We start from the raw sequence: 18,764 nt of genomic DNA, 5'->3' as shown, positions 1-18,764 counted from the left end.
CCCACCGTGAGGAGAGCCCATGCCCCGGTCCTACGCCAGTGCCGTGTTCGCCAGCAGCGCCGACGAGGTGTGGTCCTACCTGCGGGACTTCGGCAACCTCGCCGACTGGATGCCCGGCGTGCAGACCGGCGTGATCGAGGACGGCGGCCCCGGCGACCGCGTCGGCTGCGTCCGCCGCCTGATCGGCCCCGGCGAGACGGTGTTCCGCGAGCGGCTCACCGCGCTGGACGACGCCGGCCGCGGCTACCGGTACGAGATCCTGGAGTGCCCGCTGCCGGTGCGCGACTGCCGCGCCGAGCTGCGCGTCGCCCCGGTCACCGCCACCGGCCACGCGTTCGTCGAGTGGCGGGCCGAGTTCTCCGCGGACGCCGCCGACGAGGAGGCGATGACCAAGACGCTCGCGCAGGGCATCTACGCGACCGGGCTCGGCGCCCTCGCCAAGCGCTTCGGCTGACCCCGGCCCGCCCCGGGGCCGGGCCCCGCCTCAGCCGAACCGGGGCGGGCGCTTCTCGCGGATCGCCGCGACGCCCTCCCGCACGTCCGGGCCGGTGAACCCGAAGAACTCCATCGCCAGCGACGCGTCGAACGTCGGGCCCGCGAGCCGCAGCCAGTTGTTCAGCGCGTGCTTGGTCAGCGACAGCGCCTCGGCGGGCCCGGCGGCGAGCCGCCCGGCGATCTCCAGCGCGCGGTCGTGCACCTCGGCGTCGTCCACGCACAGCGACACCAGGCCGATCCGCTCGGCCTCCTCGCCGGTCAGGACGTCGTTGAGCAGCAGGTAGTACTTGGCCTTCGCCAGCCCGCACAGCAGCGGCCACACGATCGCGGCGTGGTCGCCCGCCGCCACGCCCAGCCGCACATGCCCGTCGATGATCTTCGCGGTGCGGCCGGCGACCGAGATGTCGGCGAGCAGCGCCACCGCGAGCCCCGCGCCCACCGCCGGGCCCTGCACGGCGCTGACCACCGGCTTGGAGCAGTTCAGCACGTTCATCACGATGTCGCGGGCCTCGCGCATGATCCGGCGGCGCGCGGCGTGGTCGGCCATCATCTCCTCGATCATGGCGATGTCGCCGCCGGCGGAGAACGCCGTCCCCTCGCCGCGCACCACGATCGCGCGCACCGCGTCATCGGCGTCGGCGTCCCGCCAGATCTCCGCCAGCTCGCGGTGCCCCACGGTGTCGACCGCGTTGAGCTTGCCCGGCGTGCTGATCGTGACGCGCAGCACCCCGTCCGCCGCCCAGTCGATCCTCAGCCGCTCGTACCCGTCGTACATGGCGCGCCGCCCTCCCGCTCGCGATCACCGAATGCCGCGCGCAATCGTCGCACAGCGAACGCCATCGCCTCGGCGCCGGCGTCGAAGATCTCCGGCAGCAGGAAGAACGAGTGCACGACGCCGTCGTAGCGGCGCAGCTCGACCGGCACCCCGGCCGCCGCGAGCCGGCGGGCGTACGCCTCCGCCTCGTCGCGCAGGATGTCGCACTCGGCGGTGATGACGGTGGCGGGCGCCGCGCCGGACAGGTCCGGGGCGCGCAGCGGCGCCAGCCGGAAGTCGGACGGGTCGGCGCCGCCCCGGTACAGGTCCATGAACCGGGCGAGGCTGCCCGCGTCCAGCCCGTACCCGGACCCGTACTCCCGCCAGCTCGGGGTGTCCATCGCGGTGTCGGTCACCGGGTAGACCAGCAGCTGGTGGGCGAGCGGCAGCCCGCGGTCGCGGGCCAGCAGCGCGACGGCCGCCGCGATGTTGCCGCCGGCGCTGTCGCCGGCCACCGCCACGGCGCCGGGCGCGATGCCGTGGCCGCTTAGCGAAGCCCCTTCGCGGCCCGCCTCCCCCGCCGCGGCGACGACGGCCCACGCGTCGTCCACGGCCGCGGGGAACGGGTGCTCGGGCGCCAGCCGGTACCCGACGCTCAGGACGGCGCATCCGGCGGCGTGCGCGAGGTCGCGGCACGCGGCGTCCACGTTGTCGACGCCGCCGAGCACCCAGCCGCCGCCGTGCAGGTAGACGACCGCGGGCAGCGGCCCGCGCGCGAGCGGCACCGGGCGGTACAGCCGCACCGGCACCGGGCCGCCCGGGCCGGGCACCGCGACGTCGCGCACGTACGGCAGCTCCCGCCGCACGACCGGGTACGCCGCGCCGATCCGCTCCCGCATCTCCGCGATCGTGGGCTCGGCTCCGTCCCCGGGGCCGGCGGGCGGGGCCGTCCAGGAGGCGAGCTGCTCCAGGAAGCTCGCGGTCTGCGGATGGACGGGCATGCGGCGGCCTCCCCGGGGTCTGCGGCGGTTTCCACCGACCGCCTTCCCCGGGAAAGGGGACGCCAATCCCGGCTCAGCGGCCCGCGGCCTCCGCGACCAGGGCCTCGAAGAGGCGCTTGTCCTCGCCCTCCTCGGGATGCCACTGCACGGCGAGGCCGAAGCGGTGGCCCTGCAGCTCGATGGCCTCCACCACCTGGTCCTCCGCCCACGCCACGGCCGACAGGCCCTTGCCGAGCCGGCCGACCGCCTGGTGGTGGTAGGCCGGGACGTCCGCCGCGTCGCCGAGGATCTTGCCGATCTGGCTGGTCGGGCTGATCCGCACCGGGTGCGAGCCGACCAGGCCGGCCTGCGGCGCGTGCCCGCGGTGGCCGACGGCCTCCGGCAGGTGCTGGATGAGCGCGCCGCCCCGCGCGACGTTCAGCACCTGCATGCCCCGGCAGATCGCCAGGAACGGCAGGTCCGCGGAGACGGCCGCGCGGACGAGCGCCAGCTCGAACCGGTCGCGCTGCGGCTGCGGCGGCCCCGTCTCGTGGTGCCGGGCGGCGCCGTAGAGCTCGGGGTCGACGTCGCCGCCGCCGGCGAGCACGATCCCGTCCAGCCGGCCGACGAGCAGGTCGACCCCGCGCAGGGTGGCGGCCGGGGGCAGCAGCACCGGGACGCCGCCGGCCCGCTCGACCGAGCGCACGTACGGCGCCGGCAGCAGCGCGGCCTCGCGCACCCAGGTCCCCCAGCGGGCCGGCTCCTGGTAGGTGGTGATCCCGATGACCGGCGGGCCGCCGGCACCGGTGGCGGGGCGCGGAGCCCCGCGGACGGCCTCTGACATGCGTTTCCCCCTCAGCTGAGCACTGGCCACCGGGCGGCGCGAACGGGTGCTCGCCGCACCCGCCCCCCTCGCGCCGTCCCGCCCCCGGCCCTTTTCTCCCGGCCAGCTTGCCGCAGGCGGCGGCTCTTCGCAGTCCGAAGCGGTCAGATCGCCGCGACGCGGCCGAACTTCCACCGGGGAGTGCTTTCCTCCTCCACCGCCGGACCGGCCGCCGCGGCCCGGCCACGCCATCCGCCGATACCGATCAGTATCCGTGTTCGATCACGGGCTCCGGCGGTCACCGCCGCCGCACGGGCGCTCACCCTGCGCAGCGGCGGGCGCCCCGCCGCGACCGCCCGGTTGAGTACGCACCGCGTTCGGCGAGAGAATCTCACCCAGCCGGGCACCCGGACCCGCCGCGACCGCCGGTGCCAGGCCCGAAGGCCAGGGAGAGAGCCCGGACATGCCACCGGAACCCCGTACCGCCGACGACTGCTTCGCCCGCCTCGAAGCCGACCCGGCGGGCGCGACGAGCTACTTCTACGGCCGCCTCTTCGCGGCCGAGCCCCACCTGCGCGTCCTGTTCCCGCCCGCGATGGGCCGCCAGCACGACCGGTTCTTCCAGGCGCTCGCCCGGATCGTGCGGAGCCCGGACGACCCCGCCGGCCTCGCCGCCCACCTGTGCCGGCTCGGCCGCGGCCACCGCAAGTACGGGGTCCGGCCCGAGCACTACGAAGCCGTCGGCGCCGCGCTCACCGCCACGCTGCGCGTCTTCGCCGCCGACTGCTGGACGCCCGCCGCCGAGGCCGCCTGGACCGCCGCGTACACGCGCGCGGCCGAGGCCATGATCGGCGCGGCCGAGCGGGACGCCGCGCAGTCCCCGCCGTGGTGGGCCGCCGAGGTCACCGCCCACGACCGCCGCGCCCCCGACCTCGCGGTGCTCACGCTGCGCCCCGAGCGGCCGCTCCCCTTCGCCGCCGGGCAGCACGTCAGCGTGCAGACCGCCCGCTGGCCCCGGATGTGGCGGCCCTACTCGATCGCGAACGCGCCCCGGCCGGACGGCACGCTGCGCCTGCACGTCCGGGCCCGCCCCGGCGGCTGGGTGAGCGGCGCGCTGGTCCGGGCCACCGCCCCCGGCGACACCGTGCTGCTCGGCCCGGCCGAGGGCGAGATGACCCTCGACCCCGACCCCGGCCGCGACCTGCTGCTGATCGGCGGCGGCACCGGGCTCGCCCCCGTGAAGGCGCTGGCCGAGCAGGCCGCCGGATCCGGCCGCGACGTCCGGCTGCTGGTCGCCGCGCGCACCGCCGACCACCTCTACGACCTGCCCGACCTGCGCCGGCTGGAGGCGGCGTCCGCGCGGCTGCGGGTCGTGCCGGTCCTGTCCCGGTCGGCGGGCCCCGGCGCGCTGACCGGCCACGTGCAGGACGTCCTGCCCGGCCTGCTGGACTGCGTCCGCGACCACACCGCCTACGTCGCCGGGCCCGCCCCGCTCGTCCGGGCCGCGGCCGCGGCGCTGCGGCGGCTCGGCGTGCCGGCGCCCCGCGTCCACCACGACCTGCCGGCGCGCGGCGGCGGGGCGGTCACCAGCCCGCCCGCTCCCGCAGGTACTCCGTCGTCGGCGCGTCCGCCGGATAGAACGACTCGATCGCCAGTTCCGCGACCGTGATGTCGATCGGCGTGCCGAACGTCGCGATCGTGCTGAAGAAGGACAGCTCCCGGCCGTCGAACCGCATCCGCAGCGGGACGAAGACGTCGTGCCCGGCGGGCGGCGCGATCGCCTCCCCGACGTCCCCGGGGAAGCTCCGCAGCTCCCGGTAGAGCTGGGTCAGCGAGGCGTCCGCGGTGAGCGCGACGTGGCGCCGCACCCGGTCGATCATGTGGGCGCGCCACTCGGCGAGGTTCAGGATGTTCTTCGCCATCCCGTCCGGGTGCATGCTCAGCCGCAGCACGTTCAGCGGCGGCTCCAGCAGCTCCGGCGGCGCGCCCTCCATGAAGAGCGCGGCGGCGCCGTTGGCGTCGATGAGGTTCCAGAACCGGTCGACGACCACCGCCGGGTACGGCTCGTGCCCGGCCAGCACCTGCTTCAGCGCCGCCCGGACCGCGTCCATCCTCGGCTCCTCGATCGGCGTCTCGTCGAACACCGGCGCGTAGCCGGCCGCCACCAGCAGCAGGTTGCGGTCGCGCAGCGGCACGTCCAGGTGCTCGGCGAGCCGCAGCACCATCTCGCGGCTCGGCGCGGAGCGCCCGGTCTCCACGAAGCTGAGGTGGCGGGTCGACACGTCCGCCTCCGACGCCAGCTCCAGCTGGCTGAGCCGGCGCCGCTGCCGCCAGGCGCGCAGCTGGTCGCCGATGGGTCGCATGTCGCTCAACGCCGTCGTCACGCCCCGGACGCTACCGGCCTCCCGGTCACGCCCGCGATTACGTCACGGGTAATGGACGCCGCGACGGCCCGGCGACCAGGGTGGACGCGAACACGCTCACCGAGGAGGCTTCATGACCCCTGACCAGCTCACCGACGCCATGCCGTTCGCCCGGACGCTCGGCGTGCGCATCGACACCGCCGGGCCCGAGGAGGTCACCGGCCGGCTGGACTGGGCCCCGGAGCGCTGCACCGCCGGCGGCGTCATGCACGGCGGCGCCCTCATGGCGCTCGCCGACACCCTCGGCGCCGCCTGCGCGTTCCTCAACCTGCCGCCGGACACGTTCACGACGACGCTGGAGTCGAAGACGAACTTCTTCCGCGGGGTCAAGGAAGGCTGCGTCAAGGGCGCCGCGCACCCGCTGCACACCGGGCGCACGTCGATCGTCGTCCAGACCGACCTCTACGACGACGGCGGCCGGCGCGTCGCCCAGGTGACCCAGACCCAGGCCGTCCTGCGCTCCTGACCGTCTGACCGGCCCGGCGCCTTTACGTTGTAGATTTTTTATTGAGGTACTCGCCGAAGAAGGCGAAGATCCGCTCCCACCCGTCGGCGGCGTTCTCCCGCCCCTTGCCGAGCCCGAAGACGATCTTCGCGACCGGGCCGAGCGGGGCCGGCGGGGCGAACCCGGTGAGGAAGGAGTGCCCGGTGCCCGGGTACTCCTTCACGTCGTGCGGGACGCCGGCGCTCGTCAGGGCCCGCTCCAACTTCCCCGCCGCCCCGCGCAGCGTCGGGTCGGCGCCGCCGTAGCTGCCGACGACCGGGCACGCGCCGCGCAGCGACTCCGCCGGCCGGCGGGGCAGGATGCCGTAGTTCGCGGCGGCGGCCTTGAAGTCGTACTTCGCCGCCGCCACCAGCGCGAACCCGCCGCCCATGCAGAACCCGCACACGCCGACGTCGCCGGTGCAGTCGTCGCGCCCGGCGAGCCACGCGCGGGACGCCTCGATGGCGTCGTAGGTCGGCCCACGCTGCGCGCGCATGTCGCGCATCGCCTTGCTGACGCACCGCACCCACGGCGCCCCGTTGTAGAGGTCCGGCAGGACGGCGAGGTACCCCTGCGCGGCGAACCGGTCGGCCTGGGCGCGCATGTCCGCGTTGGCGCCCATCGCCTCGAAGACGATGACGACGCCCGGCCAGGGCCCCTCCCCCGCGGGGACGGCGAGGTACCCCGGCACCTCCCGCGCGCCCGCGGGAATCATGATGTCAGACATACCGTCCAATAATGCCGCAGCGCCCGCCGCGCGCCCAGTCCCCGCCGCGCCGCCCCGGGGCGGAGGTCAGACCTTCCGCCACTCGGGGATCCACGAGCCGTCCTCGACGACGTAGTCGCCGAACAGGTCCGGGGCCTCCCTGCGCATCACCTCGCCGATCTTGCCGAACAGCAGCCGGATCTCCTCCTCGGCGCCCGGCGCGGTGCGGTTCTCCAGCGTGTGCCGCAGGGTGCGGACGTTGGCCGTCCAGACCAGGCCGGTGCCGACGCCCTCGGGGGCGAAGCGGCGCATGAACGAGGTCTTGTGCTTCTTCTCCTTGAACGGCACGCCCTCGTCGTCGAGGCCGAAGTGCTCGGCCATCCAGCCCTGGAACTCCTCCATCTGCTCCAGCATCGCCGTGGCGCGCTTCATCAGCTCGGGGTCCTCGCGGGCCCACTCGGGGAACCAGAACGGGATGTCCTGGAGCCGGACGAACCGGAGCGACTCCTGCGAGATCGCCACGCCAGGGCGGTGCCGGACGAGCTCGTGGGTCAGTACGCGGCTCACGTTGTGCAGGACGAAGCTGAAGCTGACGTGCTCCAGCACCGAGCCGTGCAGGCTCCGCAGGATGTTCTGCAGGTACTGGCCCGAGTCGGTGCGGATCTTGGTCACGTTGGGGTTGAGGCCCGGCTCCCAGGAGCGGTAGCAGAGCCGGCCCGCGAACTCGGCGAGGTTCTGCGGGTCGTTCAGCTCCGCGTCGAGGTCGCCGCGGTCGAGCCGCTCCAGCCAGCTCTCCCCGCCCACGTCCCGCAGGTACCGGGCGACCTCGTCGTAGTCCAGTTCGGGCTTCGCGACGAGGAACACCTCGGGCTCGACGCTCTTCACTCTCGTATCCCCCCACCGGTCGTTTGCATCGCCTCTTAGGAAACCACCCCGCCGGTGCCGCCGCGACCTGGGACGGGCCCCGCCGCGACGGTGTGGACCGATACGGTTCGGTTCGGAGGGTTCGATGATGGTTCAGGGGGATCCCGGCGCTCTGCTGGAGCGCGCGCGCAAGTTCGAGCGGCAGGGGCGGTCCGCCGAGGCCGCGGCCGCGTTCGCGGAGGCCGCCGGGGCGATGGAGGCCCGCGGCGACTGGCCGGCCGCGGCGGCGGTGCGGGCCCGGTACGCGCGGGCGCTCGCCGCGGCGGGCGACGTGGCGAAGGCGCAGCGGGTCGTCGACACGCTGGACCGGGGCGCCGCGTCGCTGCCGGCGGAGGTGCGGGCGGGGCTGGACGCGCAGGCCGCGCACGTCCTCGCGGCCGCGGGCCGGACCGGCGAGGCGGCGCGGCGCGCCTGGGCCGCGATGTCGGCGTTCGGGGCGCTGCACGACGCGAAGCGGTCCGGCGCCGCCGGCGTGCACGCGGCGCGGCTGATCCTCAAGGACGCCGGGCCCCGGGACGCGCTGCGGCCGCTGCGCGAGCTGCTGGCGCAGATGCCGCCGGGCGGCGACGGCCACCGCCAGGTCGCCGCGCTGCTCGCCGACGCCGAGCGGCGGCCCGACCGCGACCACGACGTCCTCGTCACCGACCCGGACAGCGCGCCGTGGGGGCGGCTCGCGGCGGCGCTCGCCGTCGGCGCGCACCTGGCCGTCGGGAACGGGACCGCCTGGAACGCCCTGCGCGGCGAGCCCGGCGACAAGGAGCTGCTGGAACGCGACTGGGGCGTCACCGACGCCGCCGGCTGGCGCGAGCAGATGGACGCGCTGCTCGACGCCCGCAACAGCGACCCGGCGATCCAGATGGTGCTCGACCGGCGCGGGCGCGGCACCGGGGAGCGGGAGTGGCGCGCCGCGATCACCGCCTGGTGCGGCGAGCGCGACATCGGGGAGGAGACGGTCCGGGAGGTCGTCGAGCTGTCGGGCGCGGTCCTGCGGTACGAGGCGCGGTTCCGCGCGGACGGCCTGCTCCCGCCCGACGGGCGGGTGGAGAGCGTGTACGGCTACGACTTCGGCCGCGCGGTGAACATGGCCCGCTGGGGCCTGTCCGCGGGGTACTGCGACGCCGACGAAGCGGAGAAGTGCGTCCTCACCGCCGGGCACCGGGCCCACCAGGTCTACCCGTCGTGGGGGTCGTTCTCCGCCGGGTACGTCCTCGGCCGGATGCTGCGGTTCGACGAGGGCGAGTTCGGCGAGTGGTACGACCGCTCCCTCGCCGGCCACCGCGTCCTCGCCGAGGACCCGGGCAGCCCGTGGCGGCGCATGGCCTGGGGCTAGCCGCCCCGGGCCCGGCGCCGCCCCGGTCAGAGCAGGGCGTCGATGTCGTCGGTGATCGCCTTGCGGTCGGCGGCGCCGAGCGACGAGGCGGCGACCGCGTTGCGGGCCAGCGCCGCCAGCTCGGCGGGGCCCAGCCCGAACACCTCGGCGGCGACGCGGTACTCGCCGGTCAGGGTCGTGTCGAACATCGGCGGGTCGTCGCTGTTCAGCGTGACGAACAGGCCCTCCTCCAGCATCCGCGGCATGGGGTGGGCGGACAGGTCGGGGACCTGGCCGGTGCGCAGGTTGGAGGTGGGGCACACCTCCAGCGGCAGCTGCGTCTCGCGCAGGTGGGCGATGAGCCGCGGGTCCCGCACGCAGCTGGTGCCGTGGCCGATCCGCTCGGCGCCGAGGCCCTCGATCGCCTCCCAGATCGTCTCCGGACCGGTCATCTCGCCGGCGTGCGGGAGGCTGCGCAGCCCGGCGGCGCGGGCGGCGGCGAACGCGTCGCGGAACGCGTCCCGGTGCGGGGTGCGCATCTGCTCGATGCCGCCGATCCCGAACCCGACGAGCGCCTCCGGCGGGTGGGACAGCGCGTGCTCCAGGGTGCCGCGGGCGCCCTCGGCGCCGAACTCGCCGGGGATGTCGAAGATGTAGGCGACGCGGACGCCGAGCCTCTCGCGGGCCTCGCGGACGGCGTGGTCGAGGGCCTCGGTGACCGCGGGCATCGGCATCCCGGCCCGCTGGTGGGTGTAGGGCGTGACGGTCAGCTCGACGTAGCGGACGTTCTGCGCCGCGAGGTCGCGGGCTACGCCGAAGACGAGGGTGCCGACGTCCTCGGGCGTGCGGACGAGGCCGGACACCGCCTCGTAGACCTCGGCGAAGTGCGGGAAGTCGCGGAACTCGTAGAAGGCGCGCAGCTCGCGCTCGTCCGCGGGGACGGGCCCGTCCGGGTATCGGCGGGCGAGTTCGAGGACGGTGGGGACCGAGGCGGAGCCGACCAGGTGGACGTGCAGCTCGACCTTCGGCAGGGCGTCGATGAACGCCTCGATGGGAGTGCTCTGGGTGGAAGTCACGCCGCGAAGCTAACAGCGACCGCGGCCCGTCCGACAGACGAAGGCGGCGAACCTGACAGGAAAACGTCAGGAACACCGCCTCGGGCCGCCGGCGGGGTCCGCGGTGCGGCAGGATGGGCCCGTGCGCGCGGCCCGGCTGATCTCGATGGTGCTCCTCCTGCAGTCGCGGGAGGCGATGACGGCGGGCGAGCTCGCGCGCGAGCTGGAGGTGTCGGAGCGCACCGTCTACCGGGACATGGAGGCCCTGTCGGCGGCCGGGGTCCCGGTCTACGCCGACCAGGGGCGCGGCGGCGGGTACCGGCTCGTCGGCGGGTACCGGACGCGGCTGACCGGCCTCACCCGCGAGGAGGCCGAGGCGCTGTTCCTGTCCGGGCTGCCCGGCCCGGCCGGGGACATGGGGCGCGGCGGCGCGCTGGCGGCGGCCGAGCTGAAGGTCCTCGCGGCGCTGCCCGCCGCGCTGCGGGACGCGCCCGCGCGGGCGAGCCGGCGGTTCCTGCTGGACGCGCCCGGCTGGTTCGGCGAGTCCGGCCCGCCGCCGCTGCTGCGCGAGCTGGCCCGCGCGGTGTGGCAGGACGAGACCGTCGAGCTGCGCTACCACCGCAAGGGCACCGAGGTCGTGCGCACGGCCGACCCGTACGCGCTCGTCCTGAAGAACGGCACCTGGTACCTGGTCGCGCGGGTCGGCGAGGGGTACCGCACGTACCGGGTCGACCGCGTCACCGCCGTCCGGGCGGACGGCACCGTCTTCGAGCGGGACGAGGAGTTCGACCTCGCCGCGCACTGGCGCGGCGCGGCGGCCGAGTTCGTGCGCTCGATGCTGCGCGAGGAGGCGACCGTGCGGCTCTCCCCCGCCGGGATGCGGCTGCTGCGGTACGCGGTGGAGCCGCACGCGGCCCGCCGCGCGGCGGAGGCGGCCGGCGAGCCCGACGCGCGGGGCTGGGTGACGACCACGCTGCCGGTCGAGTCGGCGGAGGTCGCGGCGTCGGAGCTGCTGCGGCTCGGCCCGGAGGCCGAGGTCCTCGCGCCGCCGGAGCTGCGGGAGCGGATGGCGGTCAGCGCCGCGCGGCTGGCGGAGCTGTACGGCGCCTAGTCCTGCTTGCGCGCGATCGCCGCGGCCAGCTGCTCCTTGCTCATCTTCGAGCGGCCCTGGACGTCGAGGCCGGCGGCGCGGTCGTACAGCTCCTTCTTGGTGCTGCCCTCTACGTCCACTCCGCCGAAGCTCTTGCCCTTGCCGCGGCGGGCGTCGGGGTTCTTGGCCCGCGGGTCGGACGGCCCCTTGCGGCCCTTCGGCTCCCAGTGGTCGCCGCGCTTCTCGAACTTGTGCTTGAGCGCCGAGTAGGCGGTGCGGTGCGCCCGCTGGCCCTCGCCGTAGGTCTTGACGGCGGAGTCGTGGGCCTTGGCGAAGGTCTCCTGGGCCTCCCGGGGAGAGCGCTGGAGCGTGCCGGGAAGCTCCTGCTTCCGGGGCTTGCCGCTCTTGTCGGTCATCGGCATGGCTCCTCCTTTCTCCTCTTCACGCCATAACCGGGCAGATCGTTCTCAAACGGCCCCGGGACGTCCCGGGGCCGTGGCGAGACGGCGGTCAGCGGTAGCCGGTGACGTCGGCGGGACGGCCGGCGTCCACGACCTCGGTGATGTAGCGCCACGCGTCGGGGCGGCTGCCGTCGGCGTCGGTGAAGCCGTAGACCCGGGCCAGCCCGCCGCTGGTCAGCGACCGGCCGTTCCAGCGGGCCCGGTCGGGGTCGGCGGCGAGCGCCGCGACCGCGCGCCCCACGAGGGCGGGCGATTCGGCGATGGCGAAGTGCGGGTCCTTGGCGGCGCCGTCCCGCCAGGTCGCCTCGGTGACGCCGAAGTGCTCCAGCATGGCCTCCGAGCGCAGCCATCCCGGCGTGAGCGCGACGGCGGTCGCGCCGTACGGAGCGATCTCCTCGGACTGGGCGAGCGCCATCCGCAGCACGGCGGTCTTGGCGATGTCGTAGAAGTAGCCGCACTCCTTGCGGTACTTCGCGTTGTACTCGGCGGTGCCGTCGGTCACCTCGACGACCAGCCCGCCCGGCTCGCGGATCAGCAGCGGGAGGGCGTGGTGGCTGGTGACGGCGTGGGTGTCGAGGGCCAGCCGGAACATCCGCAGGCCGTCCTCCAGGGACTGCTCCCACATCGGCTTGCCGAACTGGAAGAGGTGGTCCGATCCCCAGATGTCGTTGACCAGGACGTCCAGCCGGCCCCGCTCGGCGTCGATGCGGCGCACGAGCGCGGCGACCTGCGCCGGGTCGAGGTGGTCGACGCGGACGGCGATGCCCTCGCCGCCCGCGTCCGTCACCCGTTCCGCGGTCTCCTCGATGGTCTCGGGCCGGCCCATCTCCGATCGCTCGGACCGGGTCGTGCGCCCCGTCACGTAGACGGTCGCGCCCGCGGCGCCGAGCTCGGTGGCGATGCCCCGGCCCGCGCCGCGCGTCCCGCCCGCGACCAGTGCGGTCTTTCCTGTCAGTGCACGGCTCATGGAGACGATGCTGGCAGGCAAACCTGACATCTCATGTCAGGGTTACGGGCGGGTCGCGCGGATTTTCGGTCAGGTGAAGATGCTGACTCCACCGGGGCCGACGAGGAGTCCGACGACGATGAGGACGATGCCCCACAGGAGGTCGCGCCGGGCGAGGATCACATAGATGCCGGCGATCACCAGGATCACCGCGATGAGCCACAGGATTGTCATCATGGCTTCCGGCGTCCCCCGAGAGAACGCCAAGAAACGGCAATCCGGTTTCGAATGACCGAATTTTCCGTTTTGTACGGGGAAGGGGACGGTGCCCCCTCCCCCGCTGGGATAACGGCGGTCACCCGCGCCCTCGTGCGCGGCGCGCGCGGCCACGGCCCAGTCTTCCGCCGGGCCCGGCCCGGGGCATCGGCCTTCGGACCGGTTCCGCGCGCCGGGCCCTCGTGCTTGCGGACTAGGACCGGCTCGGCTCCTGGAACGGTTCAACCGTCCGAACGGCTCAACCGGAGCACGTTGGCGACGATCCGGTGCCCGGCCCCGCCCGCCGCGGTGAGGATCGACTCCGGGTGGAACTGGACGGCCCAGCGCCGCCGCGGCGCGTCCTCGACGGCCATCACCACGTCCCCCGTCAGCGCCGTCACCTGGAACCCCTTCACCCGGTCCGGCGTCGCGTGCAGCGAGTGGTAGCGGGCGGCGGTGAACTCGTCCGGCAGCCCCTCGAACAGCCCGCCGCCGGTGACCTTCACCTGGCCGGGCTTGCCGTGGGACGGCTCGGGCAGCAGCGCCAGCTCCCCGCCCGCGTGCTCCACCATCGCCTGCAGGCCGAGGCAGACGCCGAAGACCGGCAGCTCCCGCTCGGCCAGGGCGTCCAGCAGCGCGCGGGTGCCGAAGTCCTCCGGGCGGCCGGGGCCGGGCGACAGCACCACCAGGTCGGGGGCGTGCTCGTCCAGCATCCGCAGCGGGAACCCGTGCCGCAGCGTGACCACGGCCGCGCCCTGCTGGCGGAAGTAGTCGGCGAGCGTGTTGACGAACGAGTCCTCGTGGTCGACGAGCAGCACCGTGAGCCCGTCCCCCGGCAGCGCCGCGCGCGGCGCCTCCTCCCGCTCGGCGTCCCCGGCGCCGTCCTCGACCGCGGCGAGCGCGCCGAGCAGCGCGCTGGCCTTGAGGTGGGTCTCGCGCTCCTCCTCGTCGGGGTCGGAGTCGTACAGCAGCGTCGCCCCCGCCCGCACGGTGGCGACGCCGTCGCGGATCTGCGCGGTCCGCAGCGTCAGCCCCGTGTTCATCGACCCGTCGAAGCCGACGCAGCCGACCGCGCCGCCGTACCAGCGGCGCGGCGACTCCTCGTGGTCCTCGATGAACTGCATCGCCCACGCCTTCGGCGCGCCGGTGACGGTGACCGCCCACATGTGGGTGAGGAACGCGTCCAGCGCGTCGAAGCCGGGCCGCAGCCGGCCCTCGATGTGGTCGACTGTGTGGATCAGCCGGGAGTACATCTCGATCTGCCGGCGGCCGAGGACGCGGACGCTGCCGGGCACGCAGATCCGCGACTTGTCGTTGCGGTCGACGTCGGTGCACATGGTCAGCTCGGACTCGTCCTTCGCCGACGCCAGGATCGTGCGGATCTGCTCGGCGTCCTCCAGCGCGTCGCCGCCGCGCTTGATCGTCCCGGCGATCGGGCAGGTCTCGACGCGGTCGCCCGACACCCGGACGAACATCTCCGGCGACGCGCCGACCAGGTACTCGCCGTCGCCCAGGTTGAACAGGAACTCGTACGGGGCCGGGTTCGTCTCGCGCAGCCGCTCGAAGAACGCGGCGGGCGCGTCGCACCGGGCGTACATCGCGTGGCCCGGCGTCACCTCGAACAGGTCGCCGCGGACGAACTTCTCCTTGGCCTCCCGCACCATCCGCGCGTACACGCCGGGCACCGGCTGCGGCGGCAGCTCCGCCGCGCGCGGCCGGACCGGCGTCGGCTCGGTGGCCCGCGCCAGCCCCGCCGTGCCCTCGCCGCCGACCTCGAACTCGTAGGAGATCCGGTGCGAGGTCTCGCGCTTGCGGTCCACGACGACCATCTCGTCGGCCAGGTGCAGGACGAGGTCGCGCTGGTCGTCCGGCCGCTCCAGCCGGGTGCGCAGCGGCTCGAACTGCAGCGACAGGTCGTAGCCGAACGCGCCGTACAGGCCGAGGTGCGGGTCGTCGCAGCCGAACAGGCCGACGACGGCGCGCAGGGCGGTGAAGACGGTCGGCTGGCGGCTGCGCTCCTCCTCGGGGAAGAACTCCGCGCCGGGCGGGACGAAGACCTCGAACAGGTCCGCCGCGTCCGCGCGGACCTCGCCGACGCCGCGGAGCACGGCGGCCACGGCGGGCAGCACGATCCGCCCGCGCTCGTTGAGGGCGCGCACGGCGACCGCCCGCCCGCGCGCGACGATCTCCAGGCAGGGGTCGACGTAGGCCATGTGCCAGCGGCTGTAGCGGCCCGGGTACTCCATGCCGGAGCTGAGCACGCCGCCGCGCCGCTCCCCCACGGCGCGGACGAGGGCGTTCAGCACATCGGACTTGCGCTCGGAGTCGACGGGGACGGCGGTACGGGTCACCCGTACGCCCCCGGCCGTGACGAACTCGCTGGTCAGCGGCTGCTGTGAGACGGTCTCCACCGCGGTGGCCCCTCATGTCGGGCCCTCATCGGGCGGCGCCCACGAAAAAACGACCGCCGATGAGGGCGGTCGCCTGGTCTGAGCATGCAGGAACCGGCGCCGCCTCAGCGGCGCCACCACCACCGGGCGGCTGCGGTTCGCATGCGGCGAGGTTACCATGGACCCCGGTCGCAAGGGCTTGCTTACCTCCAGGAGCGGCGTCATGACCAGGAAGAACACCGAGTTCGAGCTGCGCGGGGTCAACCACCTGGCGCTGGTCTGCAGCGACATGAGGCGGACGGTGGACTTCTACGAGGGCGTGCTCGGCATGCCGCTCATCAAGACGATCGAGCTGCCGATGGGCTGGGGGCAGCACTTCTTCTTCGACTGCGGCGGCGGCAACGCCCTCGCGTTCTTCTGGTTCCCGGACGCGCCCGACCCCGTCCCCGGCGTCTCGGCGCCGAAGAACCTGCCCGACCGGGGCGAGCTGCTGTCGGCGGTCGGGTCGATGAACCACATCGCCTTCGACGTCCCGCCCGAGCGCATCGAGGAGTACCGCGACCGCCTCATCGCCAAGGGGATCGACGTCGGCGTGCTGCTCAACCACGACGACAGCGAGTTCGGCGTCGCGCCGGAGAACCACGAGGGCGTGTTCGTCCGCTCCATCTACTTCAAGGACCCCGACGGGATCCTGGTGGAGTTCGCGGCGTGGACCCGGGAGCTCGGCCTGCCGAGCGACGTCCGGCACGAGCCGAGGACCGCCGCCGACCGGACCGTCTGACCATCCCCTGACACCGGGTCGGACATGTCCTGACCTGCCCTCCCGCGCACTGGAACGATCCATCCAAGTCGTGCCGTGACCGATATCACACCGTGATCGTCGGATGTGTACTCTCGCCCGGCTGCTCCACCGGGACGGCCCCTCCGCGATCCGGACCGGCCGCTCCCGCGACGCACGACGAGGAGGACTCCCCTTGACTCCCGACACCCCCGAGGAACCGGCCTCGGCGCCCCCGCCACCGGAGGCCCGCTCCGACCGCAGCGCCTGGAACTGGCTGCTGGTCGTCCCGGTCGTGGTCCCGCTGCTGACGTTCCTGTTCAACAGCGACTCCCCGCGGCTCGCCGGCTTCCCCGCCTTCTACTGGATCCAGCTCGCCTTCATCCCGCTCGGCGTGGCCTGCACGGTCGTCGTCTACCGGCTCACCCGGAAGCGGGGCTGACCGATGGCGAGCGACCACATCACCGAGATCGTCGTCTTCACCGTGCTCTTCCTGCTGGTCAGCGGGATGGGCTTCGTCGCCGCCCGGTGGCGGCGCCCGGACACCATGCACAGCCTGGACGAGTGGGGCCTCGGCGGCCGCAGCTTCGGCAGCTGGGTCACCTGGTTCCTGATCGGCGGCGACCTCTACACCGCCTACACCTTCGTCGCCGTCCCCGCCCTGGTGTTCGGCGCGGGCGCCGCGGGCTTCTTCGCGGTCCCGTACACGATCATCGTCTACCCGCTGGTGTTCCTGTTCCTGATCCGGCTCTGGTCGGTGTCGCACGTGCACGGCTTCGTGACGCCGGCCGACTTCGTCCGGGCCCGGTTCGGCTCGCCGACGCTGGCGCTGCTGGTGGCGATCACCGGGATCGTCGCCACGATGCCCTACATCGCGCTGCAGCTCGTCGGCATCGAGGCCGTGCTGAAGGCCATGGGCGTGAACGGCCACTGGCCGCTCGTCATCGCGTTCACGATCCTCGCGGCCTACACCTACCAGTCCGGGCTGCGGGCGCCCGCGCTCATCGCGTTCGTCAAGGACGTGCTGATCTACCTGGTCATCATCGTCGCGGTGCTGTACATCCCGGCGAAGCTCGGCGGCTGGGGCGACATCTTCGACGCGGCGAAGGCCAAGTTCGACGCGACGCCCGCGCCCGGCGACGGCATCACGATCGCCGGCAGCGGCCAGCTGAACTACGCGATGCTCGCGCTCGGGTCGGCGATGGCGCTGTTCCTCTACCCGCACAGCGTCACCGGCGTGCTGGCGAGCCGGAACCGCAACGTGATCAAGCGGAACATGGCGGCGCTGCCCGCCTACAGCTTCGTGCTGGGCCTGATCGCGCTGCTCGGCTACATGGCGATCGCGGCGGACGTGAAGCCGATCAGCACCGACGGCAAGCCGGACGGCAACACCGCCGTCCCGGTGCTGTTCGACCACATGTTCCCCGACTGGTTCGCCGGGGTGGCGTTCGCCGCCGTCGGCATCGGCGCGCTGGTCCCGGCGGCGATCATGTCGATCGCGGCGGCGAACCTGTTCACCCGCAACATCTACAAGGAGTACATCCGGCGGGACGCCACCCCGAAGCAGGAGGCCACGGTCAGCAAGGTGGTCTCGCTGATCGTCAAGGCCGGCGCGGTGGCCTGCATCCTCGCATTGGACCCGCAGTTCTCCATCGACCTGCAGCTCATCGGCGGCGTGATCATCCTGCAGACGCTGCCGTCGGTCGGGCTCGGGCTGATGACCCGCTGGTTCCACCGCGGCGCGCTGATCGCGGGCTGGGCCGGCGGCATGCTCGCCGGGCTGTGGATGCTGTACCAGATCCCGAACCCGGCGAAGGGCAAGGAGCACTTCGGCGGGTCGGCCTACCCGCTCAGCGACCTCGGCCTCGACACCAAGACGACGATCTACGCCGGCGTGCTGGCGCTCGTCGTCAACGTCGCGGTCGCGGCGATCGGCACGCTGGTGTGCCGGGCGGCGAAGCTGGCGGACGGCGCGGACGCGACCCGTGCGCACGACTACTTCGCCGACGAGGGCGACCCGAAGGTCAAGGAGCTCGACCTCACCGGGACCACCTGACCGGCCGTCCCCGCGACAAGCGGCCCGCGCGCAGCTCGCGAGGCAGGGCCTCGCCGTGACCCGCCCGCGGCCCGGCCGTCTCCTCAGCGGACGGCCGGGCCGCCGGGCGCGTCCCTGCCTTGAACACCGGGCGCGGCGCCGCCTTGAACACCCGGCGCGGCGCCGCGGGCGCCGGACGCGGCGGCGGGCAGCCCGCCGAGCACCAGGTCGACGAGCCCGTCCACGACGGCCTCGCGCGGCACCTCGGCGGCGTGGTCGAGCCACCAGTCGCCGGCGGTCTGCACCATCCCGACGATCGCGTGGCCCCACACGTAGGCGCGGGTGCGGTCCGCCATCTCGCCCTCGGCGATCATCACCTCGGCCAGCTCCCGGCTCACGTCGCGGATCATCGTGCTCATCGCGCTGTGCGTGGCGGTGTCCTCGGCGCTCGCCCGGTGCATCAGGAACCGGTACAGGTTGAGGTTCTTGGAGATCGTGGCCAGGTAGGTGTCGATGGTGGAGCGGGTCCGGTCGCGGACCGGCTCGTCGCGGGAGAACTCGTCCCGGATGCCCTCGATCAGCTTGCGCGTGTGCCGCTCCGCGAGGGCCTGGTAGAGGCCGCTCTTGTCGCCGAAGTGGCGGTAGAGGATCGGCTTGCTGATCCCCGCCTCGGCGGCGATCGCGGCCATGGACGCCTCCGGCCCCTCCCGCTGGATGACCCGGTCGGCGGCCTCCAGCAGGGCGCGGCGGCGGCCGGGATCGCGCCGCGCTCCCGGCTTACCCGCCGCAGTCGTCATGGAAAGCACGCTATCGGGGGTGTTACCCGGTGACAACACCGGTATCACCGACTGACAAC

At 74.0% G+C, this 18,764-nt stretch carries 20 protein-coding genes; 8 read left to right on the top strand and 12 right to left on the bottom strand.

All coding sequences use genetic code 11. The features are described from left to right. Positions 1–19: 19 nt before the first annotated feature. Positions 20–454 (top strand): SRPBCC family protein, encoded by a 435-nt coding sequence (locus ACGFI1_RS34370; RefSeq protein ID WP_138633938.1) that lies wholly within the window; start codon positions 20–22, stop codon positions 452–454. Between the two features lie 30 nt (positions 455–484). Here ACGFI1_RS34370 and ACGFI1_RS34365 read toward each other — a convergent pair whose 3' ends face one another. The 3 genes from ACGFI1_RS34365 to ACGFI1_RS34355 all read right to left on the bottom strand — a co-directional run bounded on the left by ACGFI1_RS34365 (position 485) and on the right by ACGFI1_RS34355 (position 3,073). Beyond that, positions 485–1,270, bottom strand: coding sequence for an enoyl-CoA hydratase/isomerase family protein (locus tag ACGFI1_RS34365; RefSeq protein WP_364553565.1), 786 nt, complete (start codon positions 1,268–1,270; stop codon positions 485–487). Further along, positions 1,246–2,250, bottom strand: coding sequence for an alpha/beta hydrolase (locus tag ACGFI1_RS34360; RefSeq protein WP_392791396.1), 1,005 nt, complete (start codon positions 2,248–2,250; stop codon positions 1,246–1,248). Before ACGFI1_RS34360 ends, ACGFI1_RS34365 begins: the two co-directional genes overlap by 25 nt. Positions 2,251–2,323: 73 nt before the next feature. Beyond that, the gene (locus ACGFI1_RS34355) at positions 2,324–3,073 is read right to left on the bottom strand and encodes a gamma-glutamyl-gamma-aminobutyrate hydrolase family protein (protein ID WP_138633929.1); all 750 of its coding nucleotides are present in this window, start codon (positions 3,071–3,073) and stop codon (positions 2,324–2,326) included. 442 nt (positions 3,074–3,515) lie between these two features. On the opposite strand from ACGFI1_RS34355, the gene ACGFI1_RS34350 reads away from it, so the two are divergent. After that, entirely contained in the window at positions 3,516–4,721 is a 1,206-nt protein-coding gene (locus ACGFI1_RS34350) for a globin domain-containing protein (RefSeq protein ID WP_392791393.1), read from the top strand. Here the strand turns inward: ACGFI1_RS34350 and ACGFI1_RS34345 are convergent. Next, entirely contained in the window at positions 4,636–5,415 is a 780-nt protein-coding gene (locus ACGFI1_RS34345) for a helix-turn-helix domain-containing protein (RefSeq protein ID WP_386866770.1), read from the bottom strand. The two genes, ACGFI1_RS34350 and ACGFI1_RS34345, sit on opposite strands and share 86 nt — an antisense overlap. Before the next feature lie 133 nt (positions 5,416–5,548). Between ACGFI1_RS34345 and ACGFI1_RS34340 the strand changes: the two genes are divergently transcribed. Continuing rightward, positions 5,549–5,941, top strand: coding sequence for a PaaI family thioesterase (locus tag ACGFI1_RS34340; RefSeq protein ID WP_392791390.1), 393 nt, complete (start codon positions 5,549–5,551; stop codon positions 5,939–5,941). Between the two features lie 22 nt (positions 5,942–5,963). Here ACGFI1_RS34340 and ACGFI1_RS34335 read toward each other — a convergent pair whose 3' ends face one another. Together ACGFI1_RS34335 and thyX are read right to left on the bottom strand one after the other, a co-directional pair. Then, positions 5,964–6,686: a dienelactone hydrolase family protein gene (locus tag ACGFI1_RS34335; RefSeq protein WP_392791387.1), complete on the bottom strand. Its 723-nt coding sequence runs from the start codon at positions 6,684–6,686 to the stop codon at positions 5,964–5,966. A 66-nt stretch (positions 6,687–6,752) separates the two neighbouring features. Continuing rightward, a complete protein-coding gene (gene thyX / locus ACGFI1_RS34330; protein ID WP_138641015.1) occupies positions 6,753–7,550 on the bottom strand; it encodes an FAD-dependent thymidylate synthase in 798 nt (265 codons plus the stop codon). Positions 7,551–7,674: 124 nt separating this feature from the next. Here thyX and ACGFI1_RS34325 point away from each other — a divergent pair, with 124 nt between their 5' ends. Continuing rightward, a complete protein-coding gene (locus ACGFI1_RS34325; protein ID WP_392791385.1) occupies positions 7,675–8,919 on the top strand; it encodes a DUF1266 domain-containing protein in 1,245 nt (414 codons plus the stop codon). Positions 8,920–8,945: 26 nt separating this feature from the next. On the opposite strand, the gene add is transcribed toward ACGFI1_RS34325, so the two are convergent. Then, positions 8,946–9,974 (bottom strand): adenosine deaminase, encoded by a 1,029-nt coding sequence (gene add, locus ACGFI1_RS34320; RefSeq protein WP_386866171.1) that lies wholly within the window; start codon positions 9,972–9,974, stop codon positions 8,946–8,948. 121 nt (positions 9,975–10,095) lie between these two features. Between add and ACGFI1_RS34315 the strand changes: the two genes are divergently transcribed. Further along, positions 10,096–11,064 (top strand): helix-turn-helix transcriptional regulator, encoded by a 969-nt coding sequence (locus ACGFI1_RS34315; RefSeq protein ID WP_392791383.1) that lies wholly within the window; start codon positions 10,096–10,098, stop codon positions 11,062–11,064. On the opposite strand, the gene ACGFI1_RS34310 is transcribed toward ACGFI1_RS34315, so the two are convergent. From ACGFI1_RS34310 to ACGFI1_RS34295, 4 genes are all read right to left on the bottom strand, one after another. Further along, complete coding sequence (locus tag ACGFI1_RS34310; protein ID WP_138638865.1) at positions 11,061–11,465, bottom strand: ChaB family protein; 405 nt, start codon at positions 11,463–11,465, stop codon at positions 11,061–11,063. The genes ACGFI1_RS34315 and ACGFI1_RS34310 overlap by 4 nt on opposite strands. Before the next feature lie 88 nt (positions 11,466–11,553). Continuing rightward, positions 11,554–12,471, bottom strand: coding sequence for an SDR family oxidoreductase (locus ACGFI1_RS34305; protein ID WP_138638866.1), 918 nt, complete (start codon positions 12,469–12,471; stop codon positions 11,554–11,556). Positions 12,472–12,540: 69 nt separating this feature from the next. Beyond that, complete coding sequence (locus ACGFI1_RS34300; RefSeq protein WP_165959128.1) at positions 12,541–12,687, bottom strand: GPGG-motif small membrane protein; 147 nt, start codon at positions 12,685–12,687, stop codon at positions 12,541–12,543. 260 nt (positions 12,688–12,947) lie between these two features. After that, entirely contained in the window at positions 12,948–15,116 is a 2,169-nt protein-coding gene (locus ACGFI1_RS34295; RefSeq protein WP_364553612.1) for an anthranilate synthase component I, read from the bottom strand. A gap of 202 nt (positions 15,117–15,318) precedes the next feature. Here ACGFI1_RS34295 and ACGFI1_RS34290 point away from each other — a divergent pair, with 202 nt between their 5' ends. The 3 genes from ACGFI1_RS34290 to mctP all read left to right on the top strand — a co-directional run bounded on the left by ACGFI1_RS34290 (position 15,319) and on the right by mctP (position 17,929). Beyond that, entirely contained in the window at positions 15,319–15,876 is a 558-nt protein-coding gene (locus ACGFI1_RS34290; RefSeq protein ID WP_138638868.1) for a VOC family protein, read from the top strand. 193 nt (positions 15,877–16,069) lie between these two features. Then, positions 16,070–16,315: a DUF3311 domain-containing protein gene (locus ACGFI1_RS34285; protein WP_240808141.1), complete on the top strand. Its 246-nt coding sequence runs from the start codon at positions 16,070–16,072 to the stop codon at positions 16,313–16,315. Between the two features lie 3 nt (positions 16,316–16,318). Next, the gene (gene mctP, locus ACGFI1_RS34280) at positions 16,319–17,929 is read left to right on the top strand and encodes a monocarboxylate uptake permease MctP (protein WP_392791379.1); all 1,611 of its coding nucleotides are present in this window, start codon (positions 16,319–16,321) and stop codon (positions 17,927–17,929) included. A gap of 83 nt (positions 17,930–18,012) precedes the next feature. On the opposite strand, the gene ACGFI1_RS34275 is transcribed toward mctP, so the two are convergent. After that, on the bottom strand, positions 18,013–18,705 hold the full coding sequence (locus tag ACGFI1_RS34275; RefSeq protein ID WP_392791377.1) for a TetR family transcriptional regulator: 693 nt from the start codon (positions 18,703–18,705) through the stop codon (positions 18,013–18,015). Positions 18,706–18,764: the final 59 nt, after the last annotated feature.

The sequence above is a fragment of the Actinomadura geliboluensis genome (genome assembly GCF_043197915.1).
GTDB classification, from domain to species: Bacteria; Actinomycetota; Actinomycetes; order Streptosporangiales; family Streptosporangiaceae; genus Spirillospora; species Spirillospora geliboluensis.
Note: the sequence above shows the minus strand (reverse complement) of the source record. Positions and strands in the feature narration are given on the sequence as shown.

What these genes read in the sequence shown, in the direction of transcription:
- ACGFI1_RS34370 (WP_138633938.1), top strand. Translation starts at nt 20, where the DNA reads ATGCCCCGGTCCTACGCCAGTGCCGTGTTCGCCAGCAGCGCCGACGAG.
- ACGFI1_RS34365 (WP_364553565.1), bottom strand. Translation starts at nt 1,270, where the DNA reads ATGTACGACGGGTACGAGCGGCTGAGGATCGACTGGGCGGCGGACGGG.
- ACGFI1_RS34360 (WP_392791396.1), bottom strand. Translation starts at nt 2,250, where the DNA reads ATGCCCGTCCATCCGCAGACCGCGAGCTTCCTGGAGCAGCTCGCCTCC.
- ACGFI1_RS34355 (WP_138633929.1), bottom strand. Translation starts at nt 3,073, where the DNA reads ATGTCAGAGGCCGTCCGCGGGGCTCCGCGCCCCGCCACCGGTGCCGGC.
- ACGFI1_RS34350 (WP_392791393.1), top strand. Translation starts at nt 3,516, where the DNA reads ATGCCACCGGAACCCCGTACCGCCGACGACTGCTTCGCCCGCCTCGAA.
- ACGFI1_RS34345 (WP_386866770.1), bottom strand. Translation starts at nt 5,415, where the DNA reads ATGCGACCCATCGGCGACCAGCTGCGCGCCTGGCGGCAGCGGCGCCGG.
- ACGFI1_RS34340 (WP_392791390.1), top strand. Translation starts at nt 5,549, where the DNA reads ATGACCCCTGACCAGCTCACCGACGCCATGCCGTTCGCCCGGACGCTC.
- ACGFI1_RS34335 (WP_392791387.1), bottom strand. Translation starts at nt 6,686, where the DNA reads ATGTCTGACATCATGATTCCCGCGGGCGCGCGGGAGGTGCCGGGGTAC.
- ACGFI1_RS34325 (WP_392791385.1), top strand. Translation starts at nt 7,675, where the DNA reads ATGATGGTTCAGGGGGATCCCGGCGCTCTGCTGGAGCGCGCGCGCAAG.
- ACGFI1_RS34310 (WP_138638865.1), bottom strand. Translation starts at nt 11,465, where the DNA reads ATGCCGATGACCGACAAGAGCGGCAAGCCCCGGAAGCAGGAGCTTCCC.
- ACGFI1_RS34305 (WP_138638866.1), bottom strand. Translation starts at nt 12,471, where the DNA reads ATGAGCCGTGCACTGACAGGAAAGACCGCACTGGTCGCGGGCGGGACG.
- ACGFI1_RS34300 (WP_165959128.1), bottom strand. Translation starts at nt 12,687, where the DNA reads ATGATGACAATCCTGTGGCTCATCGCGGTGATCCTGGTGATCGCCGGC.
- ACGFI1_RS34290 (WP_138638868.1), top strand. Translation starts at nt 15,319, where the DNA reads ATGACCAGGAAGAACACCGAGTTCGAGCTGCGCGGGGTCAACCACCTG.
- mctP (WP_392791379.1), top strand. Translation starts at nt 16,319, where the DNA reads ATGGCGAGCGACCACATCACCGAGATCGTCGTCTTCACCGTGCTCTTC.
- ACGFI1_RS34275 (WP_392791377.1), bottom strand. Translation starts at nt 18,705, where the DNA reads ATGACGACTGCGGCGGGTAAGCCGGGAGCGCGGCGCGATCCCGGCCGC.